The sequence below is a fragment of the Cytobacillus sp. ABV4_503 genome (genome assembly GCF_056158445.1).
The window spans coordinates 820509-834108 of sequence record NZ_JBSWTH010000001.1; the positions used below are offsets into that span (position 1 = coordinate 820509).

General features: G+C 42.7%; 14 protein-coding genes. 9 read left to right on the forward strand and 5 right to left on the reverse strand.

The window, feature by feature from the left end; translation table 11 throughout:
• Window positions 1-41 precede the first annotated feature (41 nt).
• The 8 genes from ACXAD1_RS04180 to ACXAD1_RS04215 all read left to right on the forward strand — a co-directional run bounded on the left by ACXAD1_RS04180 (window position 42) and on the right by ACXAD1_RS04215 (window position 9406).
• Window positions 42-1196, forward strand: a complete 1155-nt coding sequence (locus ACXAD1_RS04180; RefSeq protein ID WP_206842499.1) for an ABC transporter substrate-binding protein — start codon at window positions 42-44, stop codon at window positions 1194-1196.
• A gap of 93 nt (window positions 1197-1289) precedes the next feature.
• On the forward strand, window positions 1290-2165 hold the full coding sequence (locus ACXAD1_RS04185) for a branched-chain amino acid ABC transporter permease (RefSeq protein WP_474909554.1): 876 nt from the start codon (window positions 1290-1292) through the stop codon (window positions 2163-2165).
• 12 nt (window positions 2166-2177) lie between these two features.
• Window positions 2178-3155: a branched-chain amino acid ABC transporter permease gene (locus tag ACXAD1_RS04190; protein ID WP_206842513.1), complete on the forward strand. Its 978-nt coding sequence runs from the start codon at window positions 2178-2180 to the stop codon at window positions 3153-3155.
• A complete protein-coding gene (locus ACXAD1_RS04195; protein ID WP_206842514.1) occupies window positions 3127-3900 on the forward strand; it encodes an ABC transporter ATP-binding protein in 774 nt (257 codons plus the stop codon). The genes ACXAD1_RS04190 and ACXAD1_RS04195 overlap by 29 nt, the downstream gene beginning before the upstream one ends.
• Window positions 3893-4603, forward strand: coding sequence for an ABC transporter ATP-binding protein (locus ACXAD1_RS04200; protein WP_206842516.1), 711 nt, complete (start codon window positions 3893-3895; stop codon window positions 4601-4603). The genes ACXAD1_RS04195 and ACXAD1_RS04200 overlap by 8 nt, the downstream gene beginning before the upstream one ends.
• A gap of 105 nt (window positions 4604-4708) precedes the next feature.
• A complete protein-coding gene (locus tag ACXAD1_RS04205; protein WP_474909555.1) occupies window positions 4709-5683 on the forward strand; it encodes a glycerophosphodiester phosphodiesterase family protein in 975 nt (324 codons plus the stop codon).
• Window positions 5684-5853: 170 nt separating this feature from the next.
• Window positions 5854-7584: an ABC transporter ATP-binding protein gene (locus tag ACXAD1_RS04210; RefSeq protein ID WP_474909556.1), complete on the forward strand. Its 1731-nt coding sequence runs from the start codon at window positions 5854-5856 to the stop codon at window positions 7582-7584.
• On the forward strand, window positions 7577-9406 hold the full coding sequence (locus ACXAD1_RS04215) for an ABC transporter ATP-binding protein (protein WP_474909557.1): 1830 nt from the start codon (window positions 7577-7579) through the stop codon (window positions 9404-9406). The genes ACXAD1_RS04210 and ACXAD1_RS04215 overlap by 8 nt, the downstream gene beginning before the upstream one ends.
• A gap of 102 nt (window positions 9407-9508) precedes the next feature.
• On the opposite strand, the gene ACXAD1_RS04220 is transcribed toward ACXAD1_RS04215, so the two are convergent.
• Both ACXAD1_RS04220 and ACXAD1_RS04225 read right to left on the reverse strand, forming a co-directional pair.
• A complete protein-coding gene (locus ACXAD1_RS04220; protein ID WP_474909558.1) occupies window positions 9509-10177 on the reverse strand; it encodes a vWA domain-containing protein in 669 nt (222 codons plus the stop codon).
• A gap of 71 nt (window positions 10178-10248) precedes the next feature.
• Complete coding sequence (locus tag ACXAD1_RS04225) at window positions 10249-11310, reverse strand: M20 family metallopeptidase (protein ID WP_474909559.1); 1062 nt, start codon at window positions 11308-11310, stop codon at window positions 10249-10251.
• 309 nt (window positions 11311-11619) lie between these two features.
• Here ACXAD1_RS04225 and ACXAD1_RS04230 point away from each other — a divergent pair, with 309 nt between their 5' ends.
• Window positions 11620-12123, forward strand: a complete 504-nt coding sequence (locus ACXAD1_RS04230; RefSeq protein WP_206842543.1) for a DoxX family protein — start codon at window positions 11620-11622, stop codon at window positions 12121-12123.
• Window positions 12124-12177: 54 nt separating this feature from the next.
• On the opposite strand, the gene ACXAD1_RS04235 is transcribed toward ACXAD1_RS04230, so the two are convergent.
• The 3 genes from ACXAD1_RS04235 to ACXAD1_RS04245 form a co-directional block, all read right to left on the reverse strand.
• Complete coding sequence (locus ACXAD1_RS04235) at window positions 12178-12366, reverse strand: YfhD family protein (RefSeq protein WP_206842545.1); 189 nt, start codon at window positions 12364-12366, stop codon at window positions 12178-12180.
• Window positions 12367-12459: 93 nt separating this feature from the next.
• Entirely contained in the window at window positions 12460-12585 is a 126-nt protein-coding gene (locus ACXAD1_RS04240) for a YfhE family protein (protein WP_081757217.1), read from the reverse strand.
• 73 nt (window positions 12586-12658) lie between these two features.
• Window positions 12659-13564 (reverse strand): TIGR01777 family oxidoreductase, encoded by a 906-nt coding sequence (locus ACXAD1_RS04245; protein WP_206842557.1) that lies wholly within the window; start codon window positions 13562-13564, stop codon window positions 12659-12661.
• Window positions 13565-13600 lie beyond the last annotated feature (36 nt).

The following is a 13600-nucleotide window of genomic DNA, read 5'->3' on the forward strand; positions in this document are numbered from 1 at the left end:
TTTGAATATTAACTTATTTCTGAAAATGGGGGTTAGAGAAAATGAGAAAGCAGTTAAAGAAATTTGCGCAATTTACAGCATTGTCCAGTTTGCTTGTTCTCGCTGCTTGCGGCGGCAATCAGGCTGCTGGGGATGAGGAAGGGGAGAGCAGCGGAGGAGCTGTTAAAGCGGATATTGGAGTTATTTCTTATATCAGCGGGCCAGGTGCAGCATATGGCGAAGCTATCACGAATGGCTTAAAGCTCGCACAGGAAGAAATCAATGGCAAGGGTGAAGTCGAGATAAACCTTGTAATTGAGGATTCTGCCGGCAAGCAGGATCAGGCATTAACAGCAGCACAAAAGCTTATGAATTCAGAGAATGTGACAGCCATTATCGGGCCTACATTAAGTACAGAAATGAATGTAGTAGGTCCTGAAGCCGATCTGAATGGGGTGCCGATCATGGGTACTTCAACAACTGCAGAAGGGATTCCGCAAATTGGGGATTATGTCTTCCGCAACTCGCTGCCTGAGGCATTGGCAATTCCGGCTTCAATAGATAAAGCCATTGAAAAATATGATGCTAAAAAAGTAGCAATTCTATATGGAAATGATGATGTTTTTACAAAATCGGGCTTTGACACGATGAAAAAAGCAGCAGAAGAGAAGGGCCTTGAAATCTTAACGATTGAGACATTCCAAAAAGGACAATCAGACTATAACGCACAGCTGACGAAAATTAAAGGTTTAAAGCCGGACCTTATTCTGGCGTCGGCTCTATACAATGAAGGTGCAGTCATAATGGATCAGGCAAGGAAAATGGGCATTGATGTCCCGTTTGTCGGAGGAAACGGCTTCAATTCTCCTGAGGTCATCAATATCGCAGGGGATGCAGCAAATGGCCTGATTGTGGCAACTCCTTGGTATGGTGAAAAAGAAGATGATAAGGTCAAGGAATTTGTCGGTAAGTATGAGGAAGAATACGGCAAAAAGCCTGACCAATTTGCAGCCCAGGCTTATGATGCACTATACATTATGGCTGAAGCATTAAAAAATGCAGGTGAAGCTGACCGTGATGCACTTCGTGATGCTTTGGCCGAAATCAGAGGCTTTAACGGAATCCTTGGAGAGTTCTCTTTTGATGAAGAAGGGGATGTCGTAATGGATCCGACCGTTTTGGTTATCGAAGGCGGGGCATTTAAAGAATTTAATTAAGAAAGCTGCAAAAGTAAAGCTCTGGCGCTTTCAGTGCCAGAGCTTACTTTTAAGAAAATGATTCATATAAATAAAGGTTAGTAGGTGAATACCGTGTTAATTGAACAATTAATAAACGGAATTACCCTTGGCAGCATTTATGCCATCGTTGCTCTTGGGTTTACATTGGTTTTCGGAGTGCTTGGCATTATCAATATGGCACACGGAGAAATCTTTATGTTCGGGGCCTTCATTGGTGTAGTTGTCACTTCTACATTTAAAGGGCCGCTTTGGCTGGCCTTTATGGCAGCAATTTTGGTAACTGCCGCAATGGGATATCTGCTTGAGCGATTTGCTTTGAGACCGCTCCGGAATAAACAGGGGGTATCCCATCTCGCGCCATTGATCAGCACAATTGGTGTTTCCATACTGCTGGAAAACCTGTCTCACCACATTTTTGGCCCAGGCAACCATCCTTTCCGTGCTTCATTTGCGGAAATTAGTTTCCAGATTGGTTCGATCACCGTATATCTTGTGCAGATTGTCATCTTTGTCATCTCTGTCCTTCTCATGTACGCCCTTTCTTTTTGGCTAGGCAAAACAAAGGCAGGGAAAGCCTTAAGGGCAACTGCTGAAAACCTGGAAACTGCCAGCCTTCTTGGTGTTGATGTGAAAAGAACGATTACGATGACTGTTATCATCGCATCTGCGATGGGCGGGATTGCCGGGATCCTGGTCGGAATGGCATTTAACTCTGTTACGCCTCAAATGGGATTGTCCATCGGGCTAAAAGGACTTGCCATTATCATTCTTGGCGGCATGGGGAATGTCAAGGGAGCGATGGCCGGGGGCCTTATCCTTGGTCTGACGGAAACCTTTGTCGTTGTTTACGGCAATTCGGGATACAAGGATGCAATAGCTTTTGCGGCTATTATCGTCATCCTTCTCATCAGGCCGCAGGGATTGTTTGGCCAAAAAATTTCAGCGTAAGAAGGTGAACTCATGCTTGCAGAATTAATAAATCCATATTATTTACAAGTTGCTTCTTTTATATTAATCAACATAATTTTAGGGGTTAGTATATATATTACTCTATCAACCGGTCAGCTCTCGCTTGCCAATGCAGGATTTATGGGGATCGGTGCCTATACATCTGCCCTTCTGACGCTGAACTTTGACCTTCCGATTATTGTGGGGATACTGGCGGGCACTTTATTGGCGGGGTTATTTGGAATCCTTATCGGGATACCGACACTAAGGCTTCAGGGGGTTTACCTCGCCATTGTTACCCTCGGGTTTGGAGAGGTTATCCGGGTTATTTTTGTAAACTGGGAGTCTATGACAAAGGGAGCTGTAGGTTTATCAGGCATACCGCATATGGGCCGTGAACTGCTGAATACTTTAAAAGACTTTGGCTTTGATCCGAAAATACTTGGACTTCAAAATAACCAGTTTGTATTTCTTGCTATTTTCCTCATTTTATTAGGGGTTACGATTATCATTATCACTTTTTTCAGAAGGCAGAACCGTTCCAGAGTGGGACGTGCTTTCGCAGCGATTAAGCTGGATGAAAAAGCAGCAGAGTCAATGGGCATCAATATTACTTATTATAAGGTCCTGGCATTTGCACAGGGAGCATTGGTAGCTGGATTTGCAGGGGCATTATTTGCACATGTTCTTGCATACATAAGTCCTGCCGATTTTGCCTATCACCGTGCTGTTGAGATACTGATTTTCGCGGTTTTCGGGGGAAGCGAAGTAATATGGGGACCGGTGTTTGGAGCGCTCTTCTTAACTGTAATGCCTGAAGTGCTCCGGTTTATCAGCGAATACCGCTACATGATTTATGGTCTGATCATTATTATTATGATGGCTGTCCGGCCGCAGGGATTAATTGATGTAAATATTTTAAACTGGCTTAAGCTTAAAACATCAAAGAGGGGGCAAAAGCATGGTACTTCAAGTCAAAAAAGCATGTAAAAACTTTGGCGGGCTAAGTGCCTTGTCTGATGTCTCGTTCTCTATCAATCAGGGTGAAATTTTTGGGCTGATCGGTCCTAACGGAGCCGGGAAGACAACGATGTTCAATCTGATTACATCGATGTTTACTCCTACCTCAGGCGAGATTATCTTTAATGAAGACAACATCAATGGCTTAAAGCCGCACCTGATCACGAAAAAGGGCATTTGCAGAACATTCCAGAATATTCGCCTGTTTCCGCAGATGACAGCAGAAGAAAATGTGATGGTTGGGGAGCACTGCAGAAGTAAGTCCGGCGTATTCAGCAGTGTATTCAGGACAAAATCACAGCGAAAAGAAGAAGAAAGAATCCGCAGCAAAGCGAATGAACTATTAGAGTTTGTTGGGCTGGGAGGTTTTGCGGAGGTCGTTTCTGACAGCCTGGCATACGGCCAGCAAAGAAGGCTGGAAATTGCCAGGGCACTGGCCAGCTCTCCTCAGCTGCTGCTGCTGGATGAACCGGCAGCCGGAATGAATGAAACAGAAACAAGTGAATTATTTCATCTCATCAAAAAAATTCAGGAACAGGGCATCACTGTCCTCCTGATCGAGCATGACATGCCGCTTGTCATGAAATTATGCGACCGTATTGCCGTGCTTAACTTCGGCAAAAAAATTGCTGAAGGCACACCTGCTGAAATCCAAAATAATCCTGATGTCATCGAAGCCTATCTCGGCAGTGAGGAGGAAGATTTGTATGCTTAAGGTAAACGGGATTAACGCTTTTTATGGAAAAATCCAGGTGCTTAAGAACATTAGCCTCGAAGTGGAAGAAGGCAGTATTGTTACGATACTTGGCGCAAACGGAGCCGGGAAGACAACAACCATGAAGACCATTTCCGGGTTGCTTAAGCCTCAAGCCGGAAATATTCAATTTCAGGGGCATAATGTAACGGGACTTCGGCCGGACCAGCTGCTCCGTAAAGGGATTGCCCTTGTTCCGGAAGGCCGCCAGATCCTTTCAGGAATGACAGTGCTCGAAAATCTGGAAATGGGTGCGTATCACCGTAAGGACAATGAAATTGACCAGGATATTAAGGATGTAATGAAGCGTTTTCCAATCCTCGAAGAAAGACAGAAACAGCAAGGTGGAACCTTATCCGGCGGACAGCAGCAGATGCTGGCCATTGCCAGAGCGATCCTGAGTAAACCCAAGCTGCTTCTCCTTGATGAGCCGTCAATGGGGCTGGCACCTCTGATAGTGGCTGATATCTTTAAGATTATTAAAGAAATTAACGAAATGGGCACTACCGTTCTTCTGGTGGAGCAGAATGCCAGGCAGGCACTAAAAATATCCGATTATGGGTATGTCCTGGAAACCGGAAAAATGGTTGCTGAGGGAAGCTCACAGAAGCTGCTGAATGACCCTAGAATCATGGAAGCCTACCTGGGGCGGAAATCAAGCTAACAATAAAAGGCCGAATCTTTAGATTTGGCCTTTTATATTTTTACCTATTGCATTATGGTAAAATCGGATGAGAAAAGAATTATTAGTGCAAAAACCGGAGGATAAATGAAAAAAATAAAGAAGATCTTAAAACGGCTGATTATAATTTTATTAATTCTCGGCGTATTTATGTTTTTAAACAATACCTCCCTGCTTACAAAAGAAAGAAATGCTGAGCCGCTGCTTCTCGCCCATCGAGGAATGGCCCAGACCTTTCATATGGAAGGGATAACGGGGGAGACGTGTACGGCTGAAAGAATCTACGAGCCTGAGCATTCCTTACTTGAAAATACGATTCCTTCCATGGAAGCAGCTTTTGAAGCAGGTGCAGATGCAGTTGAATTGGATATTCAGCTTACAAAAGATGGACAGTTTGCTGTGTTCCATGATTGGACGCTGGAATGCCGGACAAATGCAAAGGGAAATACGAGAGAATATACAATGCAGGAATTAAAAAAGCTGGACATTGGTTACGGCTATACAGCGGATAATGGAAAAACCTTTCCGTTTCGCGGTAAAGGAATCGGGATGATGCCAAGTCTCGATGAGGTCATGAAAGAGTTTCCGGAAGGCGATTTATTACTCCATATTAAAAGCAATGACCCCCAGGAAGGAGAAAAGCTTGCTGAGTACCTGTCCATGTTTTCAGAAGACAGATTGGAGAAAATATCTGTGTATGGAGGAGACGAACCTATTGCTGCACTGAAGGAAGAAATGCCTGCAATGAGGGTGATGTCAAAGGCAACATTGAAAGATTGTCTTCTGCCTTATATAGGGGCGGGATGGACAGGGTATGTTCCAAACTCCTGCAAAAACACACAGCTTCATATTCCTGAATCATATACGAAGCTGATGTGGGGCTGGCCGAATAAATTTTTAAATCGGATGGACGATGCAGGCACAAGAGTTATTGTGGTTGCAGGAGACGGAAGCTGGTCGGAAGGATTTGATAGACCTAAAGACCTGGAACGGCTGCCTGATGATTATTCAGGAGGCATCTGGACAAACAGGATAGACCTGATTGCCCCCATATATAAGTAAGAATAGGCGCTTGGTTTATCCAGGCGTTTTTAATTTTTTTAATGGAATTATTTAAAAATTTTGTAAAAAGGATTATGATATTAATAAGGATTATTTAGTTTGCCGAAGGATTTCAGGTGTCTTATTATACATATATTATAAATTGCAAATTACAGCTTGGGGGACTATAAATGGCGAAAGTTTTAGCATTTCTTAAGCCTTACCGGATAGCGGTGGCAATAGCATTATGCTTAATGCTGACTGAGCTTGCTGTTGAGCTTATTCAGCCATTATTAATGGCAAAGATCATAGATCAAGGCATCCTTCAGAATAATCTTCAGGAGGTCGTGAAGTGGGGAGGGCTTATGCTGGCTGCTTCTTTTGCCGCTTTTGCAGCTGGAGTCATTAATTCCTTTTATGCTGCCCACGTCAGCCAAAGCTTTGGTTTTGATGTAAGGAAAAGCTTATATGACAAAGTGCAGTCCTTCTCTTTTGCCAACTTTAATCTTTTCCCGACATCTTCATTAATTACCCGAATGACTAATGATATTACGCAGCTGCAAAATACCGTCTTTATGAGTCTGCGAATCATGATGAGAGCTCCTTTATTAATAATTGGCGGCCTTATAATGGCTTTTGTGGTAGATGTGAAGCTTGCTCTTATCTTGTCAGCTGTGGCCCCATTCCTTTTTCTATTTCTGTTCTGGGTAATGGGAAAAGGCGGCGCGCTCTTTAAAGCTGTCCAGGAAAAGCTGGACTCTGTGAACAGCGTCATGCAGGAAAATCTGACTGGGATTCGGCTAATTAAAGCGTTTGTCCGCAGACATCATGAAGTAAAACGATTTACGCGCACGAATGAGGATCTTAGAGATGGAACGGTTAAAGCATTGCGTCTGATGGAAGTGACCATGCCTGTTTTGCTTTTAATCATGAATCTGAGTATTCTTGGCGTGCTTTGGTTTGGCAGTATACAGGTAAATGAAGGGGATGTAAAGGTAGGAGAGATTGTTGCCATTGTTAACTATGCAACCAGAATAACGGCCGCTTTTTCCATTTTCTCCTGGATTATCATGGCATTCTCAAGGGCGCGGGCCTCTGCAAATCGTGTTGCAGAGGTACTGGAGACTGATGTGGATTTGACAGACAGCTCAGAATCCAAGAATGTCCTAACAGTAAATCAGGGAAAAATTCATTTTGAAAATGTATCTTTTATATACCCAGGTACTTCAGAGAAGGTGCTGGACTGCATCAGCTTTACAATAAATCCCGGGGAAACAGTAGCGATATTAGGTGCAACAGGCTCAGGGAAAACCTCTTTATTCCAGCTCATCCCCCGGCTTTATGATGTGACCGGAGGAAAGGTTGAAATTGACGGGCATGATGTTCGGGAAATGAAAATGGAGAATCTTCGCAGGAAAATTGGCTTTGTGCCTCAGGAAGCCCTGCTTTTTACAGGAAGTGTGAAAGAGAACATTAAATGGGGCAAGGAAGATGCCGTGAAGATGGAAATAACTGAAGCTGCTGTCAATGCGCAAATACATGAAACGATTATGAAGCTGCCTCAAGGTTATGAAACAAAAGTAGGACAAAAGGGTGTTAATTTATCGGGCGGGCAAAAACAGCGTCTATCCATTGCCCGGGCGCTGGTAAGAATGCCGAAAATCCTTCTGCTTGATGACAGCACAAGTGCACTGGATATGAAAACAGAGGCAAAACTTTTGAGTTCTTTAAAAAAATATACTTGTACAACACTGATTATCACACAGAAAATCAGTACAGCAATGGAAGCAGACAGAACCTTATTGCTTGAAGATGGAAGGCTTCTGGCTGAGGGTGACCACGATACTCTTCTTCAAACATCGGGATTGTATAAGCGGATTTTTCAATCTCAATCTGGAGAGGAGAACAGAAATTATGCTTAAACAGCTCAAAGAACCTTTCCAATATAAAAAGATTCCTCTCGACTTAAATGTTGAATTTACTAAAGGGAAAAAGCCGAAATCTGAGAACATTAACTTCACATTAAAAAGAGTCTGGACATACTTAGCCTACAATCAAGGATTGTTATCTCTTGTTCTATTAATGGTGGTTATCAGCTCAGCAATGGGGCTGCTTGGTCCATATTTAGTCGGGATGGCGATCGACGAGTATATTGTCACAAAAAACAGCAATGGATTTACAGCCTTACTGATCTGGCTAGGGGTCATTTATGTGCTGAACTCGCTTGCACTTTGGTTTCAGAATTATTGGATGATCGGCATCGCACAGGAAACTGTATTTACAATGAGAACGAAGCTTTTCAAACATTTGCATAAGCTCCCCATTCCGTTCTTTGACAAGCGGCAGCAGGGGGAACTGATGAGCAGGGTAACAAACGATATTGAAAATGTCAGCTCGACTCTGAACAGTTCAGTGATCCAGGTCTTTTCCAGCCTGCTGACTTTAATTGGTACTGTTTCAGTTATGCTTTGGCTCAGCCCTTTGCTGACGCTAATTACACTGATCATTGTGCCGCTGATGTTTTTTGGAATGAAATGGATTACAGCTCGGACAGGAAGGTTATTTAAAGAGCAGCAAAAGAATCTTGGAGAGCTGAACGGTTTTATTGAAGAGACCATATCAGGACAGAGGATCATCAAGACCTTTTCACAGGAAAAGAAAGTTATGGCCGAGTTCAGGGAAAAAGGAGAAAAACTTAGGGGGGCAGGGTTCTGGGCTCAGACATATTCCGGATTTATCCCGAAGCTCATGAATGTTCTAAACAACTTGAGCTTTGCCATTATTGCGGGGGTTGGAGGCATTTTTGCCCTGAATGGAATGATTTCAATCGGTGTCATTGTCATATTCACGGAGTATTCCCGACAATTTACACGCCCGCTTAATGACCTTGCAAACCAATTTAACACACTTTTATCAGCGATTGCAGGAGCAGAGCGGGTATTTGACATTATGGATGAAGATGAAGAATTCAGGAATGAGGAGCAGCTAAAAGAACTTACCGAAGTGAAAGGTGAGGTTGAATTCCATAAAGTATCTTTTTCATATGAAGAAGATGGAAATACGGTCAGGGATGTAAGCCTTCATGTAAAAGCAGGACAGACTGCTGCTTTAGTTGGTCCAACAGGTGCAGGAAAGACAACAATGATCAATTTGCTCTCCCGATTTTATGAACGGGAGTCAGGCCGTATTTTAATTGACGGCGAAGATATAGCCAATGTGAAAAAAGAAAGCCTGAGGAAGCATATGGGATTTGTCCTGCAGGATTCATTTCTATTCCGCGGCACTGTGCGTGAAAATATCCGCTACGGCAGGCTGGAAGCCTCAGATGAAGAAGTGGTGGAAGCGGCTGAGCTTGCCAATGCCCATTCTTTTATCATGAAACTTCCCCAACAGTATGACACACTGCTGAGTCAGGATGGAAATGGCATTAGTCAGGGGCAGAAGCAGCTTCTTTCCATTGCACGTGCATTTCTTGCCAACCCGTGCATTTTAATTCTGGATGAAGCGACAAGCAGCATTGATACGGTGACAGAGCTTAAAATTCAGGATGCCCTTCAGGAACTGATGAAAGGCAGGACCAGTTTTGTCATTGCCCACCGTTTGAATACGATTCAAAAAGCGGATAAAATTTTTGTTCTTGAAGAGGGCAGGATTATTGAGGAAGGTACACATGAATCTCTGCTTGAACAGGAAGGCTTTTATTATCGGCTTCATGGTAAAGCGTCTGTGGGTGCGAATGCATGATATGGCAGTTGGATATAAAAAAGATTTTTGCCCTTTAGCGAAACATTGAATTTTACAAACAAAAGGCGGACTTGACTAAATCAAATCCGCCTTTTTGCTTACCTATAAAATGATATTCTTTTCTTTTGCTTCTTTTAGCCAGTCCGGGAATTCATTCAGCAAGAGGTCATATAGTTCATTATCAGAAATGGTCTCGACATCTTTAATGTGGAAAAAGTTTGCGTTATCGATATAGCGGCCATCCATTTCATCCAGCTTTTCCAGTACTTCAAAGTTAGAATCGCCTATCCCGACAAACTGCCAAAATAATGGTTTATCGGATGAAGCAACAACGGGTTTTTTGATCGTTCTTTTACAGCCTCCATCATTAATGAAAACAATGAAGGCAGGGTCTTTACTTATATCTTCTGAGGTATATTTCTGAATAACATCCTCCATTACGGGCGGTTCATCATTTCTTCCGAATTTGTGAATCAGATCATTATTTAAGATATATTGATCCACATATCCTTCAAAGTCATGTTCTGTTACAGGCTTTAACCTGGAAAATTCATTATCATAGACCCAAATATCAAGTGCGCCGTCATCATCAAATTGGCTGGCAACTGCTAAGATTCTCTCCACAACCCTTTGGACAGTCCCGTTTTTATATAACTTGCGCATGGAGCCTGAAATGTCCAGCACAAGTCCTACTCTGGCAGTAACATTTGTCAGTTCCTTTTTCTCCAGTACAATTCCCGCTGATTTTTTTAATAAACTAATAGAGCTCATTCTGTGAATCCCCCTTTAATTATCTATCCAAAAATTTACCATATCGGGAGACTATTAGCATTAATAAAGCTTTAATTTGAAAATTTCATGGCAAAGTCGATAAGCATTTTTTCATATAAATGGATGGAATGCGGCAGGACATATTCATGATCACCATGCCAGTTCATGCCGGTTGGACCAAACTCGACAGCTGGAATCCCGTAATTGGCAAAGAACACAGTATCAGCAGAGCCATGCTGTCCAAAGAAAACAGCTTTATCTTCTGTATGTTTTTCAACAATAGGTTCAAGCATCAGGATGAAAGGATTGTCTCTGTCTGTCACAAGCGGCTTTGAGAACATATTCATGATAATTTCCCCATCTGTGATATTTTCGATTTGTTTGATAATCTCTTCATGATCCTGTTCAGGCAAGTACCGGATATCATACGACATTATACATTTTTCAGGCACCTTATTATAAACATCTCCTCCAGTAATTTTTGCCAGATTAATCGAAGGCTGTGGAAAGAATTCAGATGCTTCTTTTGCAAAGGGCAATTTTAATAGTTTTTGATGTACTTCAAAAGCCTTTTCAATGGCATTGACTCCTTCCCATGGACGGCTGCCGTGTGCCGGATCTCCGTCTATCTGGATGTCCAGCCGGATTACTCCTTTTGCTTCCAGCGCAATTCCGAGCTGCGTCGGTTCAGAACAAATGACAAAATCCCCGCGATACCCCTGTTCTGCTAAATAACCGGAGCAATTAAAACCGCCAATTTCTTCATCTGATACAATTTGAAGCTGTATTTTTACACCAATTGGCTTATTGCGAAGTTCTTTCACTGCACACATCATGGCAGCCACCCCGGCTTTCATATCTGCTGCCCCGCGTCCATATATCTTATCGAGGAGTTCTACAGGAATGAACTGTTCATCCTTTCCCGAGACAACATCCACATGTCCATTAAAAATAACGGTCTGATCACCGCTTCCAATTTCACATACTGCCATTTTATAGCCATTATTTTCGATTATTCTAGAAGGAAGGTCCTGGCCCGACAGCCATTGATGGCAATATTCGATAGCCTGGTTTGCTCCTTCCTTAGAAGAGCTTTTAATAGAAATGAGATCTTTCAGTAAGCTTTCAAGCATGTGTCAAAGGTCCTCCTTTAATGCAGCAATGATTTTACACAGTACTAATCCTATTCCCGCTTTGGCAGGATGAAAACAGCCTGATCAATGATAGCCCAATATTTGTGAAGAATTAGTGAAGTATATTGCGAAAAGGGAAGGGAAGGAGTATATTAAAAGTGAGGAAAGTTAGTGAAGTACTTCACAAATAACTTCACTTCAGCAATCTTTCTTCTCAAGAGCTGGCCGGCTTATTAAGTCCCCTGATAGGGAAAAATTTTTAAGAGATTATGTGAAATTATTCACAATAATAACATGGAGATGATTATTATGAAATGGTGGAAAACTCCTAAGGCAGCAGTCGTGTGGACGATTTTAAGGGTTTGGCTTGGTATACAATGGCTGGAAGCAGGATGGCATAAGGTAGCAGACGGATTTAATGCAGGAGGGTTCATGCAGGGGGCAATAGCCCAAGCCGCTGGCGACCATCCGGCCGTGCAGGGGTGGTATGCGGGCTTCCTGGAAAATGTAGCATTGCCAAACGCAGATTTATTCAGCACTTTAGTTGCATGGGGTGAAGTTCTTGTTGGAATTGGACTAATACTCGGAGCAGCAACCATTCCGGCATTAATAGCAGGCGCATTCATGAATCTAAACTTCTTATTAGCAGGAACAACAAGCACTAACCCAATACTATATACAGCAGCAATCATCCTTCTATTTACAGGTGCAGGTGCTTACTACTGGGGAGTTGACAAAGTCGCCATCCCATATATTAAGACAATGATGAAAGGCGGACACGGAATAGGCAAAAAAGAAGCACACAATCACTGAATTGAAAGAAGCAGGGGCTGAATGTCCCTGCTCCTTTTTTGTGTAAATTGCACCTTAGCGTTTTTGACTGTTCTTAACCCGCTGATTGGCTGCATTGGAACGTGCCATTGCCTCGAGATCTTCTTGATCGGCAAGCTCGCGGTTGAACTCTACGTCGATGCCGTCAGATTTCATATTCTTTGGTACTTGTGGAAGTGATGCTTTGTTTTTATCACGAGTTTTATGTCCATGTGCACGGCCCATTGTAAATAACCCCTTTCAGCAATAAAGGTGCGGAAACCTGAATGTTTCCGTACCTTTATCATGTGCCATTAATAGGGCTGGTATGGGTGGAAATTAATGTTTTGACTGTCTGCCTGCAAATCCGCCTGCTTTGTCAGCTCTTTTGAATTCTCTTGAATAAGTTACTTCCTGCATGCTTGATAAAGTGCTTTTGGATTTGTCTTTCTTTTTTTTATCCACTTCGCAACATCCTTTCAGAATAAGGTTCACACTTCCCTTATTTTTCCCTTATTTGAAAAAAATGATACAAATTTCATTGATAAATATCGTCAAGAGCTGCCTTTAAATCTGGATATAAAAAATCAAAACCTAATGACTGCAATTTTTCAGGAAGCACTTTTTGCCCCTCTAATACCAGTGTACTCATCTCCCCAAGAGCTATCTTTAAAGCAAAACCCGGAGCAGGCATCCAGTGAGGGCGATTAAGGACTTTTCCAAGTATTTGTCCAAATTCCTTCATTGTCACAGGATATGGTGATGTAAAATTTAGGGGACCTTGAAGCTGTCCTTGATCAATGCAAAAAAGGATTCCGTTTACGGCATCATCTAAATGAATCCATGAAACCCATTGGCTGCCTGTTCCGACAGTCCCACCGGCAAATAATTTATAAGGAAAGGCCATTCGCGGAAGAGCTCCATCGTTTTTTTCAAGAATGATTCCAAACCTGCAGAAAACTGTCCTGACTTCAAATTCTTCTGCTTTGGATGCCTCTTCCTCCCAGCGTCGTACTGTTTCAGCCAAAAAATCAGTACCGCTTTTCCTGGAAGCTTCGGTGAAGGTTTCAGTCTGGGAAGTGCCATAGTAACCGACAGCACTGGCATTGATTAGTGTATACGGCTTTTCTTCCAGGCGGCTAATAATACGGAGAACTTCCTTCGTGGCTGTAATGCGGCTGTTTAATATCCGTTTTTTGCGTTCTTCTGTCCATCTTCCGCTGTTAATGGACTCACCTGCCAGGTTAATAAACACGTCAATGCCTTCCAGAGCATCCTCCGGTGAATCATCATCGTTCAGCCATTGTACATAATTCAAATTTTTAGAATGCTGCTTATCAGATATATTTCTCGTTAGAATAAATATTTCATGTTTTTTCTCCAGGAATTTTTTCACCAATGCGTTTCCAACAAACCCAGTTCCGCCTGTGATGGCTATTCTCATGGGAGATTCCCCTTTCAAGTGGCAAATACTTTGTTA